The 24,598-nt window shown below is 57.0% G+C and carries 21 protein-coding genes; 12 read left to right on the forward strand and 9 right to left on the reverse strand.

Going from position 1 to position 24,598, the window contains the following annotated elements; genetic code table 11:
* Window positions 1-57: 57 nt before the first annotated feature.
* Both envZ and ompR read right to left on the reverse strand, forming a co-directional pair.
* Entirely contained in the window at window positions 58-1,455 is a 1,398-nt protein-coding gene (envZ, locus tag DXXMK7_RS19440; RefSeq protein ID WP_038920443.1) for a two-component system sensor histidine kinase EnvZ, read from the reverse strand.
* Window positions 1,452-2,171, reverse strand: coding sequence for a two-component system response regulator OmpR (ompR, locus tag DXXMK7_RS19445; protein WP_005969424.1), 720 nt, complete (start codon window positions 2,169-2,171; stop codon window positions 1,452-1,454). The genes envZ and ompR overlap by 4 nt, the downstream gene beginning before the upstream one ends.
* 270 nt (window positions 2,172-2,441) lie before the next feature.
* Here ompR and greB point away from each other — a divergent pair, with 270 nt between their 5' ends.
* The 5 genes from greB (at window position 2,442) to DXXMK7_RS19470 (ending at window position 8,280) form a co-directional block, all read left to right on the forward strand.
* On the forward strand, window positions 2,442-2,924 hold the full coding sequence (greB, locus tag DXXMK7_RS19450) for a transcription elongation factor GreB (protein ID WP_038920444.1): 483 nt from the start codon (window positions 2,442-2,444) through the stop codon (window positions 2,922-2,924).
* 214 nt (window positions 2,925-3,138) lie between these two features.
* Window positions 3,139-4,848 carry a lysophospholipid acyltransferase family protein gene (locus tag DXXMK7_RS19455; RefSeq protein WP_038920445.1) on the forward strand — a complete coding sequence of 570 codons (1,710 nt, stop codon included), beginning with the start codon at window positions 3,139-3,141 and terminating at the stop codon, window positions 4,846-4,848.
* Window positions 4,849-5,000: 152 nt separating this feature from the next.
* Complete coding sequence (locus DXXMK7_RS19460; RefSeq protein ID WP_038920446.1) at window positions 5,001-7,334, forward strand: Tex family protein; 2,334 nt, start codon at window positions 5,001-5,003, stop codon at window positions 7,332-7,334.
* A gap of 159 nt (window positions 7,335-7,493) precedes the next feature.
* Window positions 7,494-7,955: an STM2901 family protein gene (locus DXXMK7_RS19465; RefSeq protein WP_038920447.1), complete on the forward strand. Its 462-nt coding sequence runs from the start codon at window positions 7,494-7,496 to the stop codon at window positions 7,953-7,955.
* Window positions 7,945-8,280 carry a DUF1493 family protein gene (locus DXXMK7_RS19470; RefSeq protein ID WP_038920448.1) on the forward strand — a complete coding sequence of 112 codons (336 nt, stop codon included), beginning with the start codon at window positions 7,945-7,947 and terminating at the stop codon, window positions 8,278-8,280. Before DXXMK7_RS19465 ends, DXXMK7_RS19470 begins: the two co-directional genes overlap by 11 nt.
* An 84-nt stretch (window positions 8,281-8,364) precedes the next feature.
* Here the strand turns inward: DXXMK7_RS19470 and DXXMK7_RS22160 are convergent, their stop codons facing one another.
* Both DXXMK7_RS22160 and bioH read right to left on the reverse strand, forming a co-directional pair.
* Window positions 8,365-8,847: an Hcp family type VI secretion system effector gene (locus DXXMK7_RS22160; RefSeq protein ID WP_071605242.1), complete on the reverse strand. Its 483-nt coding sequence runs from the start codon at window positions 8,845-8,847 to the stop codon at window positions 8,365-8,367.
* Window positions 8,848-9,008: 161 nt separating this feature from the next.
* Window positions 9,009-9,782 carry a pimeloyl-ACP methyl ester esterase BioH gene (bioH, locus tag DXXMK7_RS19475; RefSeq protein ID WP_038920449.1) on the reverse strand — a complete coding sequence of 258 codons (774 nt, stop codon included), beginning with the start codon at window positions 9,780-9,782 and terminating at the stop codon, window positions 9,009-9,011.
* Window positions 9,783-9,860: 78 nt separating this feature from the next.
* On the opposite strand from bioH, the gene gntX reads away from it, so the two are divergent.
* Both gntX and nfuA read left to right on the forward strand, forming a co-directional pair.
* Window positions 9,861-10,565 (forward strand): DNA utilization protein GntX, encoded by a 705-nt coding sequence (gene gntX, locus DXXMK7_RS19480; RefSeq protein WP_038920450.1) that lies wholly within the window; start codon window positions 9,861-9,863, stop codon window positions 10,563-10,565.
* A gap of 56 nt (window positions 10,566-10,621) precedes the next feature.
* Window positions 10,622-11,197, forward strand: a complete 576-nt coding sequence (nfuA, locus tag DXXMK7_RS19485; protein ID WP_033569397.1) for a Fe-S biogenesis protein NfuA — start codon at window positions 10,622-10,624, stop codon at window positions 11,195-11,197.
* 209 nt (window positions 11,198-11,406) lie between these two features.
* On the opposite strand, the gene malQ is transcribed toward nfuA, so the two are convergent.
* The 4 genes from malQ to glpG form a co-directional block, all read right to left on the reverse strand.
* Window positions 11,407-13,575 carry a 4-alpha-glucanotransferase gene (gene malQ / locus DXXMK7_RS19490; RefSeq protein WP_038920451.1) on the reverse strand — a complete coding sequence of 723 codons (2,169 nt, stop codon included), beginning with the start codon at window positions 13,573-13,575 and terminating at the stop codon, window positions 11,407-11,409.
* Between the two features lie 12 nt (window positions 13,576-13,587).
* Window positions 13,588-16,005, reverse strand: a complete 2,418-nt coding sequence (gene malP, locus DXXMK7_RS19495; protein ID WP_038920452.1) for a maltodextrin phosphorylase — start codon at window positions 16,003-16,005, stop codon at window positions 13,588-13,590.
* Between the two features lie 44 nt (window positions 16,006-16,049).
* On the reverse strand, window positions 16,050-16,808 hold the full coding sequence (locus tag DXXMK7_RS19500) for a DeoR/GlpR family transcriptional regulator (RefSeq protein ID WP_012768014.1): 759 nt from the start codon (window positions 16,806-16,808) through the stop codon (window positions 16,050-16,052).
* A gap of 143 nt (window positions 16,809-16,951) precedes the next feature.
* The gene (gene glpG / locus DXXMK7_RS19505) at window positions 16,952-17,776 is read right to left on the reverse strand and encodes a rhomboid family intramembrane serine protease GlpG (protein WP_038920453.1); all 825 of its coding nucleotides are present in this window, start codon (window positions 17,774-17,776) and stop codon (window positions 16,952-16,954) included.
* A 278-nt stretch (window positions 17,777-18,054) separates the two neighbouring features.
* Between glpG and rbsK the strand changes: the two genes are divergently transcribed.
* From rbsK to DXXMK7_RS19525, 4 genes are all read left to right on the forward strand, one after another.
* Window positions 18,055-19,266, forward strand: coding sequence for a ribokinase (gene rbsK, locus DXXMK7_RS19510; RefSeq protein WP_038920454.1), 1,212 nt, complete (start codon window positions 18,055-18,057; stop codon window positions 19,264-19,266).
* A 58-nt stretch (window positions 19,267-19,324) separates the two neighbouring features.
* Window positions 19,325-20,245, forward strand: a complete 921-nt coding sequence (locus DXXMK7_RS19515) for a dihydrodipicolinate synthase family protein (RefSeq protein WP_038920455.1) — start codon at window positions 19,325-19,327, stop codon at window positions 20,243-20,245.
* 110 nt (window positions 20,246-20,355) lie between these two features.
* Complete coding sequence (locus tag DXXMK7_RS19520) at window positions 20,356-20,835, forward strand: YhcH/YjgK/YiaL family protein (RefSeq protein WP_038920456.1); 480 nt, start codon at window positions 20,356-20,358, stop codon at window positions 20,833-20,835.
* 5 nt (window positions 20,836-20,840) lie between these two features.
* Window positions 20,841-22,142, forward strand: a complete 1,302-nt coding sequence (locus DXXMK7_RS19525) for an MFS transporter (protein WP_038920459.1) — start codon at window positions 20,841-20,843, stop codon at window positions 22,140-22,142.
* A 41-nt stretch (window positions 22,143-22,183) separates the two neighbouring features.
* Here the strand turns inward: DXXMK7_RS19525 and glpE are convergent, their stop codons facing one another.
* Window positions 22,184-22,504: a thiosulfate sulfurtransferase GlpE gene (gene glpE, locus DXXMK7_RS19530; RefSeq protein WP_038920460.1), complete on the reverse strand. Its 321-nt coding sequence runs from the start codon at window positions 22,502-22,504 to the stop codon at window positions 22,184-22,186.
* A 362-nt stretch (window positions 22,505-22,866) separates the two neighbouring features.
* Here glpE and glpD point away from each other — a divergent pair, with 362 nt between their 5' ends.
* Window positions 22,867-24,366, forward strand: a complete 1,500-nt coding sequence (glpD, locus tag DXXMK7_RS19535; protein ID WP_038664843.1) for a glycerol-3-phosphate dehydrogenase — start codon at window positions 22,867-22,869, stop codon at window positions 24,364-24,366.
* Window positions 24,367-24,598: the final 232 nt, after the last annotated feature.

Here is a 24,598-nt window from a genome sequence, read left to right on the forward strand (position 1 = left end):
GCGCCTTTTTCTTTACCGTTTTCGTCGTTTTCCTGGCGGCATCCGCCGCCACTTTTTCTATTTCTTTCTGCCGCTTACAGGGGCCGATGCTCGCCGGTTGCCATCACGCGCCGGCGTTCCGCCGGATTGATTCGGGAAGGTTAACGGCAGGTAGGCTCTCACCCGCAGCCCGCCGCGCTCACTGGCGCCGACATCCAGCGATCCGTTGTGCGCATCAATGATACGCTGCACAATCGCCAACCCCAGACCGGTGCCGCTGGTGCTGCGGGCGCTATCGCCGCGCACAAACGGCTGGAACAGGTGCGCAAGCTGCGACGGGTCGATGCCGGGACCGTCGTCCTCCACCTGGAACCAGGCGCGCTGCAACTCTCGGCCGCTGCTGACGCGAATCCAGCCGTTGCCGTAACGGGCCGCGTTCACCACCAGATTCGCCACCGCCCGCTTGATGGATAACGGGCTGACCTTCATTTGCAACTCGCCCTGAGCAAGTTCGCTGTCGATCTCGCGCTCGTAACCGCTTTCCGACGCTACCACCTCCCCCAGAATCGCGTTGAGGTCGGCCACTTCCATCTGCATTTCCTGACCGGTGCGCAGATAGTCGATGAACTGCTCAATGATGGCGTTGCACTCTTCGATATCCTTATTAATCGACTCCGCCAGGTATTCATCTTCCTGACCCATCATCTCCGTCGCCAGACGAATGCGGGTCAGCGGCGTGCGCAGGTCGTGGCTGACGCCGGCCATCAGCAGCGTGCGGTCATCCGCCAGCAGCTTGACCCCGGACGCCATCTGATTGAAAGCGCGCGTCACCGAACGTACTTCCGACGCGCCGTACTCGCGCAACGGCGGCGGAATAATGCCTTTCCCCACCTGAATGGCGGCGTGCTCCAGCTCCACCAGCGGTCGGTTCTGCACCCGGATAAATAGCCAGGCGCCGCCGATCACCAGCAGCATAATCGCCAGGGTATAACGGAACAGCGGCGAGAAGTCGCCCTGATGGATTTCCGTCAGCGGCACCCGCACCCAGATATCCGGCGACAACCAGGTTTTCAGCCACACCACCGGGGTATTCTTGCTCACTTCCACCCGCACTTCGGTCGGCCCGCCCAGTTGCTGCGCCATCTGCTGACTCAGAAACTTGTAGTGTTGCGCCCAGCGCAGCCCGCTCTCCTCCGCCGCGGCGTTGGTGTAGAGCGAGATGCCCAGTTCGCGGTAAATCTCACGCCGGAACGCGGGGGGCACGTCCAGCGTGGAACCGTCTTCCAGTTGCAGCTTGTCGGTCATCAACATTCTGACCTCGTAGGCCAGAACCTTGTTGAACTGCTGCAGACTGGGCAGAATCGCGAAGTTAAGCACCACCAGATAGGTGGTGACAAGACTGACGAACAGCAGAGTAACAATCAGCAACAGCGTACGGGCGAAGGCGCTGCGCGGAGAGAAGCGCCATCGAATCATGCTTTACTGCCGTCCGGCACAAACACGTAGCCCAGCCCCCACACGGTCTGGATATAACGCGGGTGTGCCGGGTCTTCCTCTACCATGCGGCGCAGACGGGAAATCTGCACATCAATCGAACGTTCCATCGCGCTGTACTCACGGCCGCGGGCCAGGTTCATCAGTTTGTCGCGGGACAGCGGCTCGCGCGGGTGGCTGACCAGCGCCTTGAGTACGGCGAACTCGCCGCTGGTCAGCGGCATCGGCTCGTCGTCGCGGAACATTTCGCGGGTGCCCAGATTCAGTTTGAACTTGCCGAACGCGATAATCGCTTCTTCCTGCGACGGCGCGCCCGGCAGTTCGTTGGCCTGACGGCGCAGAACCGCACGGATACGAGCCAGCAGTTCGCGCGGGTTAAACGGTTTAGGAATGTAGTCGTCCGCACCGATTTCCAGACCCACGATCCTGTCCACTTCTTCGCCTTTCGCCGTCACCATAATGATCGGCATCGGGTTACTTTGGCTGCGCAGACGGCGACAGATGGACAGGCCATCTTCCCCCGGCAACATCAGGTCCAGCACCATCAGATGGAAGGACTCGCGCGTTAGCAGGCGATCCATCTGTTCGGCGTTAGCGACGCTACGGACCTGAAAACCCTGTTCGGTCAGATAGCGTTCCAGCAACGCACGCAGGCGCATATCGTCATCCACAACCAGAATTTTATAATTCTCTTGCATCTCTCTTCTCCAAAGACGTGATAGCCGCCAGCGCTTGGCTTTATTACGAAACACAATCTGATATTGTTCAGAAACCGGCAATGAACTGACAGTCGTTTCTGGTATATATTCTAGGCAAAATTGTTACAAAGGATATAAAAATACGTTGTAATCAAGCCGTTCCCATCACCGGGCACTGCAAATCACGCCACAAATGACGATTTATCCGCTATGTTATCTCACAGCCAACGATTATAACGATTTTATGATCCTCACATTTCAGAAAAGCGTATGAAAACCGATCTGATCACGCGCGAAGGCTATGAAGCCCTGCATCAGGAACTCAACTATCTGTGGAAGGAACGCCGCCCGGAAATCACGGAGAAGGTAGCCTGGGCCGCCAGTCTGGGCGATCGCAGCGAAAACGCCGATTACCTCTACAACAAACGCCTGTTGCGCGAAATCGACCGCCGGGTGCGCTATCTGCGCAAACGCCTGCAGGTAGTGCGCGTGGTGGATTACTCCCCCCAGCAAGACGGCAAGGTGTTTTTCGGTGCCTGGGTCGAGGTGGAAAACGAAGACGGCGACGTGAAACGCTTTCGGATCGTCGGGCCGGATGAAATTTACGGCCGCAAGGATTACATCTCAATCGACGCCCCAATGGCGCGCGCGCTGCTGAAAAAAGCGGTGGATGAAGAAGCGGTGGTTAATACGCCAACCGGCCCAAGGGTCTGGTACGTCAATAAAATCGACTATCGCAACCCTATCGATTGACCGGCTCAAGCCCCGTCATACCGGCGGGCGTTTTGCCGATCACGCTCGCCGTGTTCGCCATGCCGGCGTCCAAATATCAAAATACATTGCTATTAGTCATTCTTATTCTTTTTTTGACATATAGGTTCTTACCTTCACATATTTGTTCTCACTTTGACATAAAGATGTCATTTCCCTCCCTTACCGTGGCATCGGTGATTATGGAGGGCCGTTTATGTTTAGCCTGGATAACCTATTACAAGAGCTTGCTCCGCATCGTTCCACTCCGACCTGGCAGCGTTCACTGTTGCGTAGTCTGTTGTTCGAGAATGAATTCCAGCAATTTGCCCAGCGTTACCCCCACCTCAAAGGACTGGATTTGGTGGAACAGGTTCTGGATTACTTCAGCCTTAATTGTGAAATGGTGGAAGGCGATCTGGAAAACATCCCCAGTCATGGACCGGTGGTACTGGTCGCCAACCATCCGATCGGTTCGCTGGACGGCCTGGCGTTGCTACGTACCGTCGCCAGCGTGCGTCCGGATGTGCGTATCGTCGCCAGCCAATTACTTTCCTATATCGAGCCCCTGAAAAACCTGTTTTTTTCGGTGGATAACTTTAGCAACCGCACCCGGCGTCATCAGCTCGCCGCCATTCAGGAACATCTGGCCGGCGATGGCGCGATCATCATGTTCCCCGCCGGCGAAGTCTCCCGCATGAGCCTGAAAGGCATCCGGGACGGCCACTGGCATAACGGCTTTATCCGCATGGCGGCCAAAGCGCGCGCGCCGATTGTGCCGATTCACATCAGCGGGCGTAACAGCAATCTGTTCTACCTGTCGTCGCTGATTTATCGCCCGCTGTCCACCCTGTTGCTGGTGCGGGAAATGTTCCGCCAGCACGGCAACCGGCTGCGCTTTCGCATCGGCGCGCAGATCCCTTACTCGACCTGGAGCCAGGGCGAATGGCAGCCCAACGATCTGGCCGCCCGCTTCCGCCGCCATGTCTACCGCCTGGGGCAAGGCAAACCCGGCTGTTTTAACGGCGACAAGCCGATTGCGCTGCCGGAAGAGCGCACGCTGCTGAAACGGGCGCTGGAAACCTGCGAAGCACTCGGCACCACGCCGGACGGCAAAAAAATCTACCTCTATCGTCGCGGCAGCGAAGATTACGTTCCTATCTTGCGTGAGTTGGGACGTCTGCGCGAAATCGCCTTTCGCGCCGTCGGCGAAGGCTCCGGCAAACGTCGCGACCTCGACAGCTTCGACGACGATTACCTGCATCTGGTGTTATGGGACGACCGCGAACTGGAAATCGTCGGCGCCTATCGGTTTGCGCCGACGGCGCGCCTGCTGGCGGAAAAAGACATCAGCGGTCTGTACAGTCATAGCCTGTTTCAGTACGGCGAAGAGATGGCCCCGGTGCTGGCCAGCGGAATTGAGCTGGGCCGCAGCTTTATTCAGCCCAAATACTGGGGCAAGCGCGGCCTGGACTACCTGTGGCTGGGCATCGGCGCGTATCTGGCGCGCTACCCGGAGTACCGCTATCTGTTCGGCCCGGTTTCCTTGTCCGGTTCCTTGCCTTCGCCGGCGCGCGATCTGCTGATTGCGTTCTACCGGTTGCACTTCGCACCCAGCCAGGCGCTGGCCCGTTCGCGTCGGCCCTACCCGGCCTCGCTGCCGGAAGTGCTCAGGCAATTCGAAGGCGACGACTATCAACAGGATTTGACGCGCCTCAAAAGTATGCTCAGCAACATGGGATGCTCCATTCCCACGCTGTATAAGCAGTACTCGGAGCTGTGCGAGCCGGGCGGCGTGCAGTTTATCGACTTCGGCGTCGACCCGGACTTCAACAACTGCGTTGATGGTCTGGTGCTGGTGGATTTACAGCAGTTGAAAGCCTCTCGTCATCAGCGCTACATCGCGCCGTTCTGCAACGAAGCGTAATACTCTGGCGGTACCGGCGCCGGCCGGGCCGCTGCAAACCCTCCGTTTGTCTGACTGGCATTTTGCGCCGTCAATCCGTATAACTGTCCCCCAGTCATTTATCCTTTCAACGTTCATTATCTCGCTAATAAAACTATCTTGCTGATAACACTATGACGAATGCATTAAGCCAGATTATTGCCAGCGAACTGCAGGCACGAACCGAACAGGTCAGTGCGGCCATTCAACTGCTGGATGAAGGCAACACGGTGCCTTTTATCGCCCGTTACCGTAAAGAAGTCACCGGCGGGCTGGATGATACCCAACTGCGCCAGTTGGAAAGCCGCCTGTCTTACCTGCGCGAGCTGGAAGAACGCCGCCAGACCATCCTCAAATCCATTGAGGAACAGGGCAAGCTGACCGACGCGCTGGCGACGTCGATCAACACCACGCTCAGCAAGACCGAGCTGGAAGACCTCTACCTGCCTTACAAGCCCAAACGCCGCACGCGCGGGCAAATCGCCATCGAAGCCGGGCTGGAGCCGCTGGCGGACAGCCTGTGGAGCGACCCGAGCCAGACGCCGGAACACGTGGCCGACGCTTACGTCAATGCCGATAACGGCGTGGCCGACGTCAAGGCCGCACTGGACGGCGCACGCTACATTCTGATGGAGCGTTTCGCCGAAGACGCCGCGCTGCTGGCTAAGGTGCGTGATTACCTGTGGAAAAACGCCCATCTGGTGTCCCGCGTGGTGGAAGGCAAAGAGGAAGACGGCGCGAAATTCCGCGACTACTTCGACCATCACGAACCGCTGTCGCAGGTGCCGTCGCACCGGGCGCTGGCAATGTTCCGCGGCCGTAACGAAGGCGTATTGCAACTGTCGCTTAACGCCGATCCGCAGTTTGACGAACCGCCGAAAGAGAGCCACTGCGAGCAAATCATCGTCGACCATCTGGGATTGCGTCTCGGCAACGCGCCGGCGGACAGCTGGCGGCGCGCGGTGGTGAACTGGACCTGGCGCATCAAAGTGCTGCTGCATCTGGAAACCGAGCTGATGGGCAGCGTGCGTGAAAAAGCCGAAGATGAAGCCATCAACGTGTTTGCCCGCAACCTGCACGACCTGCTGATGGCGGCGCCCGCCGGCATGCGCGCGACGATGGGGCTGGACCCGGGCCTGCGTACCGGCGTGAAAGTGGCGGTGGTGGACGCCACCGGCAAACTGGTGGCGACCGACACCATCTATCCGCACACCGGTCAGACCGCCAAAGCCGCTACCGTGGTAGCAGCGCTGTGCATCAAGCATCAGGTGGAGCTGGTTGCCATCGGCAACGGCACCGCCTCGCGTGAAACCGAGCGTTTCTTCCTCGATACCCAGAAACAGTTCCCAGACGTAAAAGCCCAGAAGGTGATCGTCAGCGAAGCGGGCGCGTCGGTGTATTCCGCCTCCGAACTGGCGGCGCTGGAATTCCCGGATCTGGACGTGTCGCTGCGCGGCGCGGTGTCCATCGCCCGCCGCCTGCAGGACCCGCTGTCCGAGCTGGTCAAGATCGACCCCAAATCCATCGGCGTCGGCCAGTACCAGCATGACGTCAGCCAAACTCAACTGGCGAAGAAACTGGACGCGGTGGTGGAAGACTGCGTGAACGCCGTCGGCGTCGACCTCAACACCGCGTCGGTAGCACTGTTGACCCGCGTGGCCGGCCTCACCCGGCTGATGGCGCAAAACATCGTCAGCTGGCGCGACGAAAACGGGCGCTTCAACAACCGCGACCAATTGCTGAAAGTCAGCCGCCTTGGTCCGAAAGCCTTTGAGCAGTGCGCCGGCTTCCTGCGTATCAACCACGGCGACAACCCGCTTGACGCCTCCACCGTCCACCCGGAAGCCTACCCGGTGGTGGAGCGCATTCTGGCCGCCACCGAGCAGAAACTGCAGGACCTGATGGGCAATTCCAGCGCGCTGCGCACCCTGAAACCGGTCAGCTTTACCGACGATCGCTTCGGGGTGCCTACCGTCACCGACATCATCAAAGAGCTGGAAAAACCGGGGCGCGACCCGCGGCCTGAATTCAAGACCGCCAGCTTCGCCGACGGGGTGGAAACCCTCAACGACCTGATGCCGGGCATGATTCTGGAAGGCGCCGTCACCAACGTCACCAACTTCGGCGCGTTTGTGGATATCGGCGTACATCAGGACGGACTGGTGCACATCTCCTCACTGTCGGATCGCTTCGTAGAAGACCCGCATCAGGTAGTGAAAGCCGGCGACATCGTCAAGGTGAAGGTGCTGGAAGTAGACCTGCAACGCAAGCGCATCGCGCTGACCATGCGGCTGGACGAACAGCCGGGCGAGGGCAACAGCCGCCGCGGCGGTAGCGGACGCGACAACGGCAATAATGCGTCGCGCCCATCGCAAGCAGGGAACAAGGCCCGCCCGCGCCAGAGCAGCACGCCGGCAGGCAATAGCGCCATGAGCGACGCGCTGGCGGCGGCGTTTAAGAAACGGTGATCTCTCTGCCAGGGTTCAGGCAATCAGGCCTGAACCCTGTATTTAGAAGCAGTGACTGGCGTGTCATGCCTGAATGATGTGCATATGCTAAAATACAACAGTCTTCATCGAGATTAACTATATAAAAATCACTTCAAACGCCTCAAAAGGGAATTACACATGGATACAGTGGAAGAAGTAGGTGGAACATATTTTTACAATGGGATGATAAATTTAAGCGCAGGAGAATTATTCTTCTGGATTATGGTTGATGAAACCATGAAACACTTTGGCATTGACGATGCTCTTGCTATGAGTATGATTCTTTTAGGGAGAAACGATCAAGACACAAGAAGAAAGCCGTCCGGCGCAATAAAAGGGACATCATTATCTAGCATATATTCAAGGCGAATATTCAAAAAGACAAAAATCCCGCTTGGAATATCATTACCAACGATTATTGGCGGCCCAATTCAGGGATTAAAGATAAGGTTTGTCAGGAACCTAGGAACATTTGTTGGCAGGACAATACCTGTTTTAGGTTGGGCCATATTAATTTGCGATGTAAGCACCATATCCTATAATGCTGTACGACACTACAATCAGATAGCCAGAGGCGAGGATAAATTATATGGAAATTAATAAGAAGAAAATAATAGACCTGGTAAAGAGGCACGCTGGAGTTTCAATAACCCCATATCAAAAGAAAGTAACAGAAGAGACGCTAATAAACTCAGAGTTTGATTTTGATGATGATGAGATACAAGCATTGATGTCTGAATTTTTTAAAGAATTCGAAGTCACCTCAGGTAACTTTAATATAGATAATTATTATTACGATTATTCAGACCATAGTTTATTTTCTCTTCTAAACCCATTTAAAAAGACTGAAAAACCAGAATTAAAAGCATTATCTGTAGCAATGCTTATAGAATCAGCAAGGTTAGGGCATTGGCTTTACGATTAACCTCCGAAGTACATACGATACCCGTCACACTTCGAGCTTTAATTCAGGGTATATACTTCGGAGATTATTGAAACAATAATTAATCTATTCGTTAATCCCATCATGCCAGATACTATAACCAGAAGTACCGGCAGATTTATGCGACCAAGATATGCTTTTATATTTAAGCATAATCTCTTCATAAGGGATTGATTCTATATTATTTATAGAGTGTGGATATGATGAAGATACCGATACTACTCTGGCATCAGCCAATGTTAATTCATAAAAAACCTCCAACTTCCCAGCTGAATTAGTTCTATAGAAGAAAAAATTCGCCGTTAACTTTTCATTTGAGGTAATAGATACGCCTAGTAATGGAGAAGATTTATCGATAGGCTTTACTAATTGTATCGGATGATGAGCCACATTATCATCTCGTGTTATCGTATGGTTCAATCCTAATACCTGTATCTGATCTTCATGCCCAGACTGATAACGATTACCGATAGAATCTATAGTAGAACAACCAGAGGAAATTAATCCCTGCTGGTCGCCTTCCAACGTTAGGTAAATAATATATGACATTTTTACATCCTTTTTCTATTCAATCATCCACGTGTAGTAATTTCTTTTAAAACTGGCATTACAAACATAATCGAACTGATTTAAATACAGCAACGAATCGCAGAGATCCTTGTATCACAATCTTCGTATTTCGATAAACCATTCCCATTAATCTACTGCACCTATAGATTTTCCCCCACAAACCCCACCACATGCTCCACAAACGCTTCCGGGTGGGAAACAAACGGCGCGTGGGCGGCTTTCGGTATTACCACGGAAGTGGAGTGCGGGTACCGTTCGTCCATCAGCGCGGCGACCTTGCGCGGCACCAGCCCGTCCAACGCGCCGTACAGACGCAGGAACGGTACGGTCAGCGCACTCAGCGGTTCACGCAGATCGGCGTGGCGCAAGATATCCAACCCGGCGTTCAGCACTTCGGTAGTCGGCGCCGGTTGACCGGACAGCGCCACTTTCAACAAGCGGGCGTCTTTTCTGGCGTTTTCGGTACCCAGCGTCTGCAACGCCAGAAAGCGCTCGATGGTGCCGAGGAAATCTTCGCTCAGCATTTGCTGGAAACCGGACAGCACCTGCGGACGGATGCCCGGCCAGTCGTCGCGCGCTTCAAAGCACGGGGACGACGCCAGCGTAATCAGCGCATTGACCCGTTCCGGCGCGCTCAGCGCCGCCTGACTGGCCACCAGCCCGCCCAGCGACCAGCCCAGCCACACCGCCCGCTGCGGCGCCTGCGCCAGCACCTGCTGCGCCATGTCGGCAAGCGACATCACCCCAAATCCCTGACTCTGACCATAACCCGGCAGGTCCACCCGATGCAGCCTGAAATGCGGGGCCAGTCGCACGACGATGTTGTTCCATACCTGCGAATTCATTCCCCAGCCATGCAGCATCACAAGTTCGCATGTTCCTTCCCCTTCCGTTTGCCAGTGCAGTGCTTCCATGAGTTATGTTGTCCTCCGTCAGAAATGGAATGGTTCAGGCCACGCCGCCCGGCATGCCTGATTACTCAGGGAAATGCGATGTTGACGATCATGGCACAGTGCTGGCTCTGCCAGCAGCCGCTCTATCATAGTCATCACGGGATTTGCAGTCACTGCCGCCGTCACCTGCCGCTGCCGGTCACCAGTTGTCCGCGCTGCGGCCTGCCTTCGGCGTCCGACGTCCTGCCGTGCGGACGGTGCCTGCAACAGCCGCCGCCGTGGCAGTCGTTGCTGTTTGTCAGCGATTATCGGCCGCCGCTGAGCACGCTGCTCAAACGCGTCAAATTTCAGGGGCGCACCGAGCTGGCGCCGGCGTTGGCGCGGTTGATGCTGCTGCAATGGCTGGCGCGCCGCCGGGATACCGCCCGGAGCCTGCCCGCCGCGTATCCGCGGCCTGACGCCATCGTCACCGTTCCTCTGCACCGACGGCGTCACTGGCGGCGCGGCTTCAACCAGACCGACCTGCTCGCGCGCCTGCTGGCGCGCTGGTTGGGCTGCGCGTATCACCCCGCCGCGCTGGTCCGCGTGCGTTCTACCGTTCCTCAGCAGACGTTGGGCGCGCGTTCCCGTCGCCGCAACCTGCGCGGCGCGTTCGAGTGTCGGCATGACGTCGACGGCAAACGGTTAGTGTTGCTGGACGATGTGGTGACCACCGGCAGCACCGCGGCGGAAGTCAGCCGGGTATTATGCAATGCCGGCGCGCGGCAGGTTCAGGTGTGGTGTCTATGCCGCACCTTGTCGTAACCGCCGGGATGGGCGTATTATAACCAACTGGCGTAGTCAACTATTGAGTTAACATTATGATTCGTATTACCGACGCTGCTCAGGAGCACTTTGCCAAGCTGCTGGCAAAACAGGAGGAAGGCACCCAGATCCGTGTCTTCGTCATCAATCCCGGTACCCCTAACGCCGAGTGCGGGGTGTCCTACTGCCCGCCCGATGCCGTCGAGCCGAACGATACCGAGCTGAAGTTCGAGAAACTGTCCGCCTACGTGGATGAACTCAGCACGCCGTATCTGGAAGACGCCGAAATCGACTTCGTGACCGACCAGTTAGGCTCCCAGCTGACGTTAAAAGCGCCGAACGCCAAGATGCGCAAAGTCGGCGACGACGCTCCGCTGATGGAGCGTGTGGAGTATGTGCTGCAATCCCAGATCAACCCGCAGCTGGCCGGTCATGGCGGCCGCGTCACGCTGATGGAAATCACTGAGGAAGGTTACGCCATTCTGCAGTTCGGCGGCGGCTGCAACGGCTGTTCCATGGTGGATTACACCCTGAAGGAAGGCATCGAAAAAGAGCTGTTGCAGAAATTCCCGGAACTGAAAGGGGTGCGTGACCTCACCGAGCATCAGCGCGGCGAACACTCCTACTATTGATAGAATGCCGTTCTGACAGGATGTCGCTCTGATGGGATGGTCATTCCAATCAGATGCCATGATACGACGTAGTGCTGATCGGTAGTGCTGATTGGTAGTGCTGATCGGATACGATGCTGACGATCGGCCCCATCGAGCCGGTTTTGATTATCACGGGCGGCCAGTCATCTGGTCGCCCGTCGTTTTTCCCGATGCCGTTTACTCGCCACTCAGGCTTTTTTCGTTGCTTTCTTTTTTGTCTCTTCCTTTTTTGTCTCTTCCGGCTTCTCGTTATCTGCCGGTTTCGCCGTCTTTCTGGTCCGCGACGGTACCGGCCCGCCACGACGCAAATCGATATCCCGAATCAACCGTTCCAGATAGCGGTCGGTAAAAATGGAATCCAGCGAACGGCTCAGCTTGCGCCGCCAGTTGGGGTATTCCTGATGGGTGCCCGGCACATTCACCGGCGTCGCCATGTCCAGCCAGTCTTCAAGCTGCAATCCCAGCAGCGCGCTGGCGCTGTCGGCCAGATAACGCTGCACTCCGCGGTTAAGCTGGGCGCTCATGGTCGTGAGCGATGCATTGCGCCCAACCCGCTGCGGCAGCAGTCCCTGCTCATGCAGGGCGTCAAGCAGCCCCTGCTTGGCGCTTTCCCGCGCGTCGTGCTGCTGTTGCAGCAATGCGTCGGTGGGATACAACCCGAGATCCTTGCCCAGCGTCAGATCGACGCCCTGCCAGTAGCCACGTAGTGTCGCCAGGTCATGGGTGGTGATAGTGGCCATTGAGCGGGGCGGATACTCGTCCGGCGCGCGAAAACGATCGTGCTGATCCTTTTCAAAAAACAGCACCTTATAGGAGTAGACGCTGTTGTCGCGCAGTTTGTTGACGATCTCTTCCGGCACCGTCCCCAGATCCTCGCCGATCACCAGGCAGCGATGGCGATGGCTTTCCAGCGCCAGGATCCCCAGCAGGTCATCCACCGGATAAAGCACATAAGCGCCGTGGGTAGCGGTGCTACCGCTCAGAATCCACCACAGCCGCAGCAGCCCCATCACATGGTCGATACGCAGCGCGCCGCTGTGCGCCATATTGCTGCGCAGCAAATCGATAAACGGCTGATAGTCGCGCTGGCGCAGCAGAATCGGGTGCATCGGCGTCAGGTTCCAGTTCTGTCCGCCCGGCCCCAGCGGGTCCGGCGGCGCGCCTAGCGTCACCGACATGCAGTGCAATTGCTGATCGCCCCAGGTATCCACGCCGCCCTGCGCCACCCCTACAGCCAGATCGCGATACAGACCGATCGGCATGCCCAGTTGTTTGCTGTGGGAAAAACAGGTCGCCAGCTGTTCATGCGCCAGCCACTGCAGCCAGCAATAAAACTGCACATCATCGGCGTGTTCCTGCCGGAATCGCAGCGAGGCGTCGCTACGCGCGTCATGATATTCCCACGGCCACTGCAACCAGTCGGCGGCCGGCTCGCCCTGCTTCTTCCGCCACGCCTGCAACGCGTCGTAAGTCGCCTGCTGCAACAGGCTTTCATCGTGGGTTTTCAGAAATTGCTGGAAGGCGGTTTTGCGCGGGTCCAGCGCGTTGCGGCGATTAAAATGGTTGAACGCCAGCCGCAGCGCCGTCAGTTTCAGGCTGGTGACCGCGGCGTAATCCACCCATCGGCTGGCGCGGGCGGCTGTCAGCCGTCGCTGAACATCGTCCTGCTTCCACCACTCGCAGGCGGCGTCGCTCTGATGAAAATCATCCACCTGATTCACATCGATATAGATAATATTCAGCCAGTTGCGCGATGACGGGCTGTACGGGCTGGCGGCTTCCGGCTCGGCCGGATAAAGCGCGTGCAATGGATTAAGGCCGACAAAGGCGCCGCCCCGGCGCGCTACCTGCTCCACCAGCGTTTTCAGGTCGCCGAAATCGCCGATCCCCCAGTTATCCGACGAACGCAGGGTATAAAGCTGCACCGTGACGCCCCACCAGCGTTTTCCCTGCGTCAGCGGTTCCGGCTCGTAACACCGCGCCGGCGCCACAATCACCCGGCATGACCACTGCTGTTCGCCCTGCGTCAGAATAAGTTGGTGGTAGCCGAGCGGCAGGTTGTCCGGCAACGCCAGCGCCGCCTGCCCGGCCGAACGCCCTTCGATAATGCCGCCTTTCTCATAGGTGAGCGTCCAGCCATACTCGCCTTCATCGCGCAGGGGCAACCTATGCGGTTGCCCCTGACGGAACACGCACACCGAAGGCAACGGCGCTACTGTCGGAGCCGCCACATCAAGCAGTTGCAGCAGTTTCTCGCGGGTTTCCTGGTCTATCGCCTGTTCATTACCGTAAGCATCTTTATAGGTATCAGCGATCCCCGGATGTTGGGGTACAGATTTTTTTGCTTTCAACGCCATGGTATTGATTCCTTAATCACGCATCGTCCAGATGCGTTTCTGATAATCATGAATTGCCCGATCGGCACTGAACATCCCCATGCGGGCGGTATTCAGAATGCAGCGACGCGTCCATTCATCAGGTTCACGATACAGCTCATCCACACGCTGTTGGATCTGGCAGTAAGGTGTGAAATCGGCCAGCACCAGATAGGGGTCCCCCAGTTTCAGCAGGCTATCCAGCAGAGGGGCGAACGCCGTTTTATCCCCGTGACTGAACGTTCCATCGGCCAGTTCGGCGAGGATTTCCTTGAGCAATGGATTCGCGGCAATGTAGCGAGCGGGTTTATAGCCGTCGGCGGTCAGCGCTTTCACTTGTTCGACGGTATGCCCAAAGATGAATAGATTCTCCGCGCCCACTTCCTGCGCCATCTCCACATTGGCGCCGTCCAGGGTGCCCACCGTCAGCGCGCCGTTCAGCGCCAGCTTCATGTTGCCGGTGCCGGACGCCTCCTTGCCCGCCGTGGAAATCTGCTCCGATACGTCGGCGGCCGGAATAATCCGCTCCGCCAGCGAAACACGGTAATCCGGCAAAAAGACCACTTTCAGGCGATCATTCACCCGCTTGTCCCGGTTAATGTGCTCCGCCACGCAGTTGATGGCGTAAATAATGTTTTTTGCCAGCACGTACCCCGGCGCAGCCTTGGCGCCAAACAGAAAAAGGCGCGGCACGATATCCAATCCGGGGTCGGCAAGCAATCGCTTATATAGCGATAAAATGTGCAGCAGATTCAGATGCTGCCGTTTGTATTCATGCAACCGTTTGATTTGCACATCAAACAACGAGGCCGGATCGATACGGATGCCGTATTCGCGCTGCAAAAATTGCGTCAGTTGCGTTTTGTTGTCCTGCTTGATGCGCCGGTAGCGCGCCCGGAACGCGCTGTCCTGCGCATAGGGCGCCAGCCCGTCCAGCAGCGTCAGCCGGTTGCCCCATTCGGTGCGCAGGGTATCGTCGATCAGCGAAGAGAGCGCCGGGTTGCACTGTTTCAGCCAGCGGCGCGGCGTAATGCCGTTGGTGACATTGTGAAACTTCGTCGGCCACAGCTGGTGATATTCCGGAAACAGGTCGCGCACCACCAGATCAGAGTGCATCTGCGCCACCCCATTGACCGCAAAGCAGGCCACCACGCACAGGTTCGCCATTCTCACCTGACGGCGATGTACCACCGCCAGCCGCGCCCAGACGTGCCGATCGCCCGGCCAGCGCGCGTCCACCTGCTGGCGCAGGCGCTCATTAATCGTTTTGATAATCGACAGATGACGCGGCAGCAGCCGGCCGAACAGCCGTTCGTCCCAGCACTCCAGCGCCTCCGGCATCAGGGTATGATTGGTGTAGGCAAACAGGCGCCCGGTAAGCTGCCAGGCCTGTTCCCACGGCATTTCGTGCTCGTCCAGCAACAGACGCAGGGTTTCGGGGATCGCCAGCGTCGGATGGGTATCGTTCAACTGCACCACTTCATAGTCGGGCAACGTCTCCAGAGACCTTCCTGCGCGCTCATGCCGCCGGAAGATGTCCGCCACGGCGCAGGCGCACTGAAAATACTGCTGCATCAGGCGCAGTTTTTTACCTGCCGTGTGATTATCGTTCGGGTAAAGCACCTTGGTCAGACTGGCGGCGGCGATGCCCTGCTGCTCGGCTTTCAGGTAATGACCGGCGTTGAACTGCTCAAGATCAAACGGGTCGCTGTGAGTGGCCTGCCACAGCCGCAGCGGTTGTACCCTGCCGTTGCGATAGCCGATAACCGGGATATCGGTGGCCTCGCCGACGATAACCTGCTCCGGTATCCAACGCTCGCTGCCATCCGTCTGTATCGCCAGTTCGCCGCCGAAGCCGACCTCCACCGCCAGCTCCGGACGCGGACGCGCCCAGGGGTAGCTGTCGCGCAGCCAGTCGTCCGGCGTTTCCCGCTGAAAGCAGGCGTCAAAATGCTGGCGGAACAAGCCGTACTGATAATGCAGACCATAGCCTGTCGCCGGCTGGCCGACCGTCGCCATCGCGTCCAGATAACAGGACGCCAGCCGTCCCAGCCCGCCGTTGCCGAGCGCCGGGTCGGTTTCCTGCTCCAGCACGTCGCTCAGCGCCGGCCCCTGTTGCGCCAGCACCTCCGCCACCGCGTCATACCAACCCAGATTGAGCAGGTTGTTGCCGGTCAGGCGGCCGGGCAGGAACTCCATCGACAGGTAATTGACATGCCGCGCCGCCGCAGACGCGGCGTCGGGCGGGAACTGGTCGGCAGACGTCAACACATCCAGTTGCTCCGTCAGCGCGGCGCTCACCAGTTGCCAGCACTGACGCAACGACAGCGCCTGCAAAGACGGTTGAGCGCACGCCTGCAACTGACGCTGCAGGGCGGCGGCGAACCGGGAAGGATTGAATGATGGTGACATCGTGCCTCTCTCCTCTATCAGTGATGGAAAAAGGCACGTCGGGATCAGCACAACTCCAACTGTACCTTATGTTGTTCGATGATTTTCAGCACACTGGGCGGTGGTAACTGATCGGTAAAAAGATAGTCGATCAAATCCATGTTACCCAAATTGACCATAGCGTTACGGCCGAACTTCGAATGGTCCGTCACCAGCATCACGCAGCGGGAGTTTTCGATAATCGCCCGCTTGGTGCGTACCTCGTGGTAATCAAACTCCAGCAACGAGCCGTCCATATCAATACCGCTGATTCCCAAAATGCCGAAATCGAGCCTGAATTGAGAGATGAAATCCAGCGTGGCCTCGCCGATGATGCCGCCGTCCCGGCTGCGCACCTCGCCGCCCGCCAGAATCAGGCGAAAATCTTCTTTGGCGGTCAGCAGCGTCGCCACATTCAGGTTGTTGGTGACCACCCGCAAATCTTTATGGTTCATCAACGCGTGGGCCACCGCTTCCGGCGTGGTGCCGATATCAATAAAAAGCGTAGCACCATCCGGAATCTGGCTGGCGACCTGCCTCGCAATCCTGGCTTTTTCATCAGACCACATCATTTTGCGATCGTGATAGGCGGTATTAACCGAACTGGAGGGCAACGCCGCTCCGCCATGATGACGATGGATCTTGTTCTGTTCCGCCAGATCGTTCAGATCGCGGCGAATGGTCTGCGGGCTGACCGCAAAATGCTCCACCAGCTCCTCGGTACTGACGTATCCCTGCCGACGCACCAAATCGATAATGGCGTCGTGCCGCTGTGTTTGCTTCACATTGATCCCCTCAAACACCGGCATGCCGTCATGCCGGCCAATTAAGAAACCGCGCCTCGCAGGCAAAACAACGCACGGCCATGCAGTAGCCACTGCGCGCCCTTCTGCCACTCATTCGGATTTCGGTAAACGGTATGATGGCATTAACGGTGTCTGTTGCGTGTATCCCACCATGCCATCAGCAAGCCAATGACCAGTCCCGCGACATGCGCCGCATTGGCGATCGACATGCCCAAAATATCGAAATAGCCCGCCACCAGCCACGCCAGCGCAAACGCCATCAAACCACGCTGAAGATGCAGCGAGCCATCCGGCTCACGCTCGCCGCGCAGCCAGACGTACCCCATCAGGGCATACACCACGCCGGACAGGCCGCCGAAATAGACACCGCTGAACCAGGACTGCACCCAACCGCTGAGCGCAGATGACAATAACAGAATGACGCACAAGCGCCGGGTGCCGAGCACACGCTCCACCGGGCCGCCGAGATACCACCACCACATCAGGTTGAACAGCAGATGCAACAGCGAGAAATGCAGCAGCGCGTGGCTGAACCAGCGCCAGAGCTGCAGAGTCTGCGTGCTGTCCGGAAAGGCTAGCAGCACCATCATGCGCTCGACGCCGTAGGCCTGCATCAGCAGGTAGACGGCGATGGCGACCACCAGCACAGCCAGCGTCAACGGCCCCGCGCGCTGACGCAGCGTCTGCAGGTAGGAAAACGACGGGTAACGCAGCCCGCTGTCGGTAGTGCCGTTCTGCCAGCTGGCCGCCTGATAGCGTTCATGCCAGGGTTCTTGCAGAAAGCGCGCCAGTTCCTGCTTCACCCGCTCCTGCTGGCTCTCATCCGGCAGCCAGATATCCACTTCGCTGCCGTTGATGCGGACAACCAGTCGCACCTGGTGCGTATGCATATAGTCGACAAACGCCTGCGCCAGACGCGGATTGGATAACGCAACAATTCGGATCATGACAATAGCCCAACGCTTCCCGCCAATGAATTTATGTCTTCGATTCTAAAACATTTACCGCCCGGAGCGCAGCGCAATAACCGTTCATAACCCCTGCTATTTCCGTTTGGATGTGATGGCTTTCACATCTCTCGGGCATTCGTCATGACAGGCTCCCTTGCCGCCCGGCGGGTGTACTGCGGATTTTTGTTTACTTCCGTTTTGTCCGACATCCTATGATCGCGGTCACTTTTCAACCAGGGAGGCTCCATTACTCTCATTTAAGAGGTGTTAAGGGTATGTTTCTTGAAGAGCGTAGAAACAAGATTCTGGAATATCTGGATCAATACGATCGCGCCAGCGTGGAATATCTGGCCGCTATTTTCTCTGTCACCAGAGAAACCATACGCAGTGATCTGAATGCCCTGGCCCGGCAACAACTGATTCAGCGTTGCCACGGCGGCGCCGTTATTATTCGCCGCAGCCTGCAATCTCAGCTTATTACCGAAACCGGAAAAGATTTTGAGGTCCTGTTAAAGAAAATAAAAAATCAGGTAAGAAATAAAAGCATACGAAAAAAGGATAAAACCATGAAAGGTAAAGTCTGTATTCTTGGCTCGTTTAATGTGGATATTGTCGCCAGGGTCGCGCGTTTTCCCAAAGGAGGAGAATCTTTACTGGCGCAAGGCAGCGCACTGGGGCCAGGAGGAAAAGGCGCCAATCAGGCAATGGCCGCCAGTATGGCCGGTGCGAAAGTGCATTTCGTTTCCAAAGTCGGGAAAGATCAATTCAGTCATTTTGCTTACGAACATCTTTCAAAATCCGCCATTCACTCATTTAAATTATATCAGTCCGACACGGAGCCGACCGGCAACGCGATTATTTATGTCTCGCTGCAAAATGGCGAAAATATGATTGCCATTTATTCCGGCGCCAATAAAACGCTGACCGATGAAGAAATTGCCGAAATCATGCCCGAGCTGGAAGACGCGGACGTATTGCTGCTGCAAATGGAAAATAATTTCCCGGCTACGCTAAGCGCCATGAAGCTGGCCAGGGCGCTCGACACGCAAATTATCCTGAATCCGGCCCCTTATTCCGACGATGTTTTATCCTGCCTCGATTATGTGGATATCATCACCCCGAATGAAACCGAAGCCTCATTACTGTCCGGTATTGAGATCAACAGCCTGGACAGTGCCAGACAAGCCGCGCAGAAAATCCACGCTCTTGGCGCCGCACGGGTGATCATCACCATGGGCGCCAACGGCGCCCTGCTGTTTGACGGTCAGCAATTCCAGCATATTCCAGCCTTTCCCGCCGTCAGCGTGGATACCACCGGCGCCGGCGATGCCTTTAACGGCGCATTCGCCGCCGCCGTGGCCGCCGGACAGAGCGTGGCGCAGGCCGCCACCTATGCCAATGCGTTCGCCTCTCTGGCGGTCGAACGGGAAGGCGCCGCCAATATGCCAACCCATCAGCAGGTGACGAACCGGCTGGCGCAACGCTGATTTACCCACACCTTATTTTTAAACACCCCGAACAGATTTTCGGGCAAGGAGAAAAAGAATGAAGAGCATCGAAGGCATCATTCCCGTCATGCTGACCCCGTTTAACACCAGAAACGAAATCGACTACCCCGGTCTGGCGAAACTGATTGACTGGTATCTGGACAAAGGAGTGGACGCGCTGTTCGCCGTCTGCCAGTCCAGCGAAATGTTGTTCCTCAGCCTGCAGGAGCGCGTGGATCTGGCTCGTTTCGTCGTAGACACCGTAGCGGGACGCGTGCCGGTGATCGCATCCGGCCACATCAGCGACGCTATCGACGAGCAGATTGCCGAACTGCAGGCGATGGCGGAAACCGGCATCGACGCGCTGGTGCTGGTCACCAATCATCTGGACCCGAAGAACCAAGGCTCGGCGACATTCTTCAGTACGCTGGACACGTTGCTGGCGGCGCTGCCGGCGACGCTGCCGCTCGGCCTATACGAATGTCCGGCGCCGTATCGCCGCCTGCTGACGGATGAAGAACTGATGCACTGCGCCAACAGCGGCCGCTTTGTGGTGCTCAAGGACGTGAGTTGCGACCTGCCAACGGTAGAACGCCGGGTAAAACTCACCGCCGGCACGCCGCTGAATATCATCAACGCCAACGCCGCCATCGCTTTTCCGGCGATGCGCGCCGGCTCCAAAGGCTTTAGCGGCGTGTTCACCAACTTCCACCCGGAACTGTATCAGTGGCTGTATTCGCAAAGCCGGCAGCAGCCGGAACTGGCGCAGGAGCTGGCGACCTTTCTGTCGCTGGCGGCGGTCACCGAAACGCTGGGCTACCCCAAAAACGCCAAGATCTACCATCAGCGCCTCGGCACCTTTGAACACGATCACTGCCGGGTGACCGGGGACAATGTGCTAGAGAAATTCTGGGCCTTGACGGTGATCCTGGATCAGATTCGTCAGGGAACGGAACACTACCAGAAAAAAATTCAGTAACGATAACGTCAACGCCATCAGGCGTATTGTCCGGCGAGTGGAAATAACGCCTTTATTTCCACCTGCCGGCTTAATGGCATGCTCTTGTCATTCACCAGGAATAACCCGCTATGATTATTTGCGATCAACAAGACTGGAGTCGGGAGAAATACGCAACACATCCGATTATTCATCAGGCCATCGATTATATTTCCACGACCGACTTTACCGTGATGGCGACCGGGAAATACGACATTATTCCCGGAAAAATGTTCTGCTTATTACAAGAGTTCACCACAGAACCTGCCGAGGAACGGCTGGCGGAATCACATTTTAATTTTGTCGATATCCAGTATTTATTACAGGGGGAAGAAACCATCGGCGTCGCACGCGGCAGCCGCAGCAATACTGTGATTGAAGACAAAAGCGAGCACCACGATATTGTCTTTTATCGCAATATTCAAAACGAAAGCTTTATTTCATTAACACCAGGCATGTTTGCCGTTTTCTTTCCGGAAGATCTGCACCGGCCATGCTGTCAAAGCCGAGGCCCATCTTTTATTCGCAAAGCGGTGATTAAAATTCACATCAGTTTATTTACGGATTGCTGATTATTATGAAAAACGCCACCTCTACCTTACAAGATAATACGGTTATAACCACCTCGCCGATTACCCGCTTACGCTGGGGAATCATTTTCATTCTGTTAATGGCGGCGATCATCAATTACCTTGATCGCGCCAACTTGAGTATCGCCAATACCACCATCGCTAAAGAGTTCGGTTTCAGCGCCACCCAGATGGGCATGCTGCTTTCCGCCTTCCTGTGGCCTTATGCGCTCGCCAACCTGCCGGCCGGCTGGCTGGTGGACAAACTGGGGCCGAAAAAAATGTTTTCCGGCGCAGTGGGGTTGTGGTCAACCTTTACCGTGCTGGCCGGATTCATCAACGGCTATTCCATGTTCTATGGATTGCGCATGTTGCTGGGTATCGCCGAGTCGCCCTTTTTCACCTCGGGCATTAAAATCACCCATCGCTGGTTTTCCGCCCGCGAACGCGGCCTGCCGACCGCCATCATCAATACCGGCTCGCAGATCGCCAACGCCGTGGCGCCGCCGATTCTGACCGTACTGTTGCTGACGCTGGGCTGGCGCGGCATGTTTATCGCCATCGGCCTGGCGGGCATACCGCTGCTGCTGGTCTGGCTGAAGTTCTACCGCGAACCGACTGCGGCCGAAGAGCGCGACATTCATGCCGGAACAACAGCGGCGGCGCCGGCGTCCGGCGATGAGGCGGCCAAAAGCCAGCCAGGCTGGGGCGCGCTGTTTCGGCATAAAACCACCTGGTTCATGATTCTGGGTAATTTCTCCATCATGTTTACCATCTGGGTATATCTGACCTGGCTGCCGGGCTATCTGGAAAAATCCCTCGGCTTCACGTTGAAACAGACCGGCTGGATTGCCTCTATTCCGTTCCTCGCCGGCATTCTCGGCGTGCTGTGTGGCGGTGCTATCTCCGATCGGCTGATTCGCCGCGGCGTCAACACCATCACCGCCCGTAAGATCCCTATCGTACTGGGAGCAGCATTGGCGGCCTGCTTTGTGGCGCCGATTCCTTTCGTCAGCAACACCTCGATGTCCATTCTGCTGTTATCGCTGGGATATTTCTGCTCGCAGTTGCCTTCCGGCGTCATCTGGACACTGGCGACCGACATTGCTCCCAAAGAGCAGGTGGCGTCACTTGGCGCCATTCAGAACTTCGGCGGTTTTCTCGGGGCAGCCAGCGCGCCCATTATTACCGGGGTGATTCTGGACGCCACCGGGATGTTCACCAATGTTTTCTTTCTGGGGGCGGGTTTGCTGATGCTGGGGGCGTTGAGCTACGGCTTGTTCGTCAAAAAACCGATTGAAGTCCGGTAATCAAGCCGGTGTGTCGCCTCGCGCGCCACACCGGTTCACCGTCATCCCGCCGCCACATCCTGCGGAAAGCGCGTTTGCCAGGCTTCGAAACCGCCATCCACGCTATATACGGCCTCAAAACCGAGGCTGATCAGGTAATTCGCCGCGTTACGGCTGCTGATGCCGTGATAGCACATCACCATCACCGGCTGTTCGAAATCGGCGCCGCGCACAAAATCCGACAGGGTTTCGTTGGTCAGGTGGGTCGAGCCAGGCACGTGGGCGCCGCCGAAACTCTGCGGATCGCGAATATCCACCAGCACAATGCCTTGCTGCCAGCGCTGATGCGCCTGCTCAATATCGATTGCCTCAAACTGCTCCATTGCCTGCCTCATATTGCCTGATAAAGGGTGGTGGTTACCGAATGGTATGCCTTGCATGACATTGCGCGCATTGTAACCCACTCATCGCGCCGATAGACCGGATAAACCACAGGGATATCGCGAACAACCGGGCGCGCGCGGCGGGGAAAACACCCAGATCACCCGTGCCGAACAGGTTATCTTTAATTAAATCAGGCGCGAAACTGTTAGCTACATCACGCGCAAATGTTTTTAATTGGTTAACGCTTGGCTAACATGTTTGTTTTCGATTAATATCGTGAGCGAAAACGAACATTATTGCTTTTAACGACATTATAGCTTTTAACGAATATGACGGCTTTTGACGTGGCGGAGGAGAAAACGTGGAAACCAAAGATCTGATCGTGATCGGCGGAGGCATTAACGGTACCGGCATCGCGGCGGATGCCGCCGGGCGCGGACTGTCCGTTCTGTTGCTGGAAGCGCAGGATCTGGCCTGCGCCACCTCCTCCGCCAGCTCAAAGCTGATTCATGGCGGCCTGCGCTATCTGGAACACTATGAGTTCCGGCTGGTGGGGGAAGCGCTGTCCGAACGCGAAGTGCTGCTGAAAATGGCGCCGCACATCATTTTCCCGATGCGTTTTCGCCTGCCGCACCAGCCGCACCTGCGTCCGGCCTGGATGATTCGCGCCGGTCTGTTCATGTACGACCATCTGGGCAAACGCGTCAGCCTGCCGTCCAGCCACGGGCTGCGATTCGGCCGTGAATCGGTGCTGAAACCGGAACTGACGCGCGGTTTCGAATATTCCGACTGCTGGGTGGACGACGCCCGTCTGGTGGTGCTGAACGCGCAGGAAGTCGTACGCCGCGGCGGCGAGGTGAAAACGCGCATGACCGTCACCCGCGCCCGCCGAGAAAACGGCCTGTGGGTGGTGGAAGCCGAAGACGCGCTGAGCGGCGAGACGCATCGCTGGCAGGCGAAAGGCCTGGTCAACGCAACCGGCCCGTGGGTACGCCAGTTCTTTGACGATGGTCTGGCGCTGCCGTCGCCGTACGGCATCCGACTGATCAAAGGCAGCCATATCGTCGTTCCGCGCGTGCATCAGGAAGAGCAGGCCTACATTCTGCAGAATAAAGACCACCGCATCGTGTTTGTGATCCCGTGGCAGGATGAGTTTTCCATCATCGGCACTACCGATGTGGAGTACCACGGCGATCCGCATCAGGTGAAGATTGACGACAACGAAATTCGTTACCTACTGGACGTATACAACGACCACTTCAAAAAGCAGCTGACGCGCGACGACATCGTCTGGAGCTACTCGGGCGTGCGTCCGTTGTGCGACGACGAGTCGGATTCACCGCAGGCCATCACCCGCGATTACACGCTGTCAGTGGCGGATGAAAGCGGTAAGGCGCCGCTGCTGTCGGTGTTCGGCGGCAAGCTGACCACCTACCGGAAGCTGGCGGAACACGCCATGGACAAGCTGGCGAAATACTACCCGCAGGCGGGCCAGGCGTGGACCAACCGCGCCATTCTGCCCGGCGGCGATATCAGCGGCAGCCGCGAAGACTACGCCGCCCTGCTGCGCCGCCGCTACAATCTGCCGGAAGCGCTGGCACGTCGCTACAGCCGCACCTACGGCACCCAGAGCGAGAAAATACTCGGCAACGCGCAGGCGTTGAGCGATCTGGGTGAACATTTCGGCCATACCCTGTACGAAGCCGAGCTGCGTTATCTGGTGGAGCACGAATGGGTGGTGTCGCTGGAAGACGCTATCTGGCGCCGCACCAAACTGGGCATGTGGCTGGATGACGCCCAACAGCAGCGTATTAGTGAATGGCTGGCGAACTACCGCAGTCAGTTAGCCAAGGCCGGTTAATCCCAAAGAAAAACGGCTTCCTTATGGAAGCCGTTTCTATTGACCTCACTCGATACAAAACGAAGGCGTTTTCGGCGTCAAAAACTGTGCTGAGGCTAGCGGCTTCGCCGGGTGAGCCGCATGGACGCGGTGAAAGCCCGTGTCGTGCAGGGAGCACGTCACGGGCGGCCCGAACTGCGAAGACGATTGCCGAAGGCACCGCGCCAGCGGCACAGTTTAGCCCTCAGCCAGA

The sequence above is a fragment of the Dickeya sp. MK7 genome, from assembly GCF_000406305.1.
Taxonomy (GTDB): domain Bacteria; phylum Pseudomonadota; class Gammaproteobacteria; order Enterobacterales; family Enterobacteriaceae; genus Dickeya; species Dickeya fangzhongdai.

Bases quoted from the DNA above. Each gene is read 5' to 3' on its own strand.
- envZ (WP_038920443.1), bottom strand. From the start codon at position 1,455: ATGATTCGATGGCGCTTCTCTCCGCGCAGCGCCTTCGCCCGTACGCTG.
- ompR (WP_005969424.1), bottom strand. From the start codon at position 2,171: ATGCAAGAGAATTATAAAATTCTGGTTGTGGATGACGATATGCGCCTG.
- greB (WP_038920444.1), top strand. From the start codon at position 2,442: ATGAAAACCGATCTGATCACGCGCGAAGGCTATGAAGCCCTGCATCAG.
- DXXMK7_RS19455 (WP_038920445.1), top strand. From the start codon at position 3,139: ATGTTTAGCCTGGATAACCTATTACAAGAGCTTGCTCCGCATCGTTCC.
- DXXMK7_RS19460 (WP_038920446.1), top strand. From the start codon at position 5,001: ATGACGAATGCATTAAGCCAGATTATTGCCAGCGAACTGCAGGCACGA.
- DXXMK7_RS19465 (WP_038920447.1), top strand. From the start codon at position 7,494: ATGGATACAGTGGAAGAAGTAGGTGGAACATATTTTTACAATGGGATG.
- DXXMK7_RS19470 (WP_038920448.1), top strand. From the start codon at position 7,945: ATGGAAATTAATAAGAAGAAAATAATAGACCTGGTAAAGAGGCACGCT.
- DXXMK7_RS22160 (WP_071605242.1), bottom strand. From the start codon at position 8,847: ATGTCATATATTATTTACCTAACGTTGGAAGGCGACCAGCAGGGATTA.
- bioH (WP_038920449.1), bottom strand. From the start codon at position 9,782: ATGGAAGCACTGCACTGGCAAACGGAAGGGGAAGGAACATGCGAACTT.
- gntX (WP_038920450.1), top strand. From the start codon at position 9,861: ATGTTGACGATCATGGCACAGTGCTGGCTCTGCCAGCAGCCGCTCTAT.
- nfuA (WP_033569397.1), top strand. From the start codon at position 10,622: ATGATTCGTATTACCGACGCTGCTCAGGAGCACTTTGCCAAGCTGCTG.
- malQ (WP_038920451.1), bottom strand. From the start codon at position 13,575: ATGGCGTTGAAAGCAAAAAAATCTGTACCCCAACATCCGGGGATCGCT.
- malP (WP_038920452.1), bottom strand. From the start codon at position 16,005: ATGTCACCATCATTCAATCCTTCCCGGTTCGCCGCCGCCCTGCAGCGT.
- glpG (WP_038920453.1), bottom strand. From the start codon at position 17,776: ATGATCCGAATTGTTGCGTTATCCAATCCGCGTCTGGCGCAGGCGTTT.
- rbsK (WP_038920454.1), top strand. From the start codon at position 18,055: ATGTTTCTTGAAGAGCGTAGAAACAAGATTCTGGAATATCTGGATCAA.
- DXXMK7_RS19515 (WP_038920455.1), top strand. From the start codon at position 19,325: ATGAAGAGCATCGAAGGCATCATTCCCGTCATGCTGACCCCGTTTAAC.
- DXXMK7_RS19520 (WP_038920456.1), top strand. From the start codon at position 20,356: ATGATTATTTGCGATCAACAAGACTGGAGTCGGGAGAAATACGCAACA.
- DXXMK7_RS19525 (WP_038920459.1), top strand. From the start codon at position 20,841: ATGAAAAACGCCACCTCTACCTTACAAGATAATACGGTTATAACCACC.
- glpE (WP_038920460.1), bottom strand. From the start codon at position 22,504: ATGGAGCAGTTTGAGGCAATCGATATTGAGCAGGCGCATCAGCGCTGG.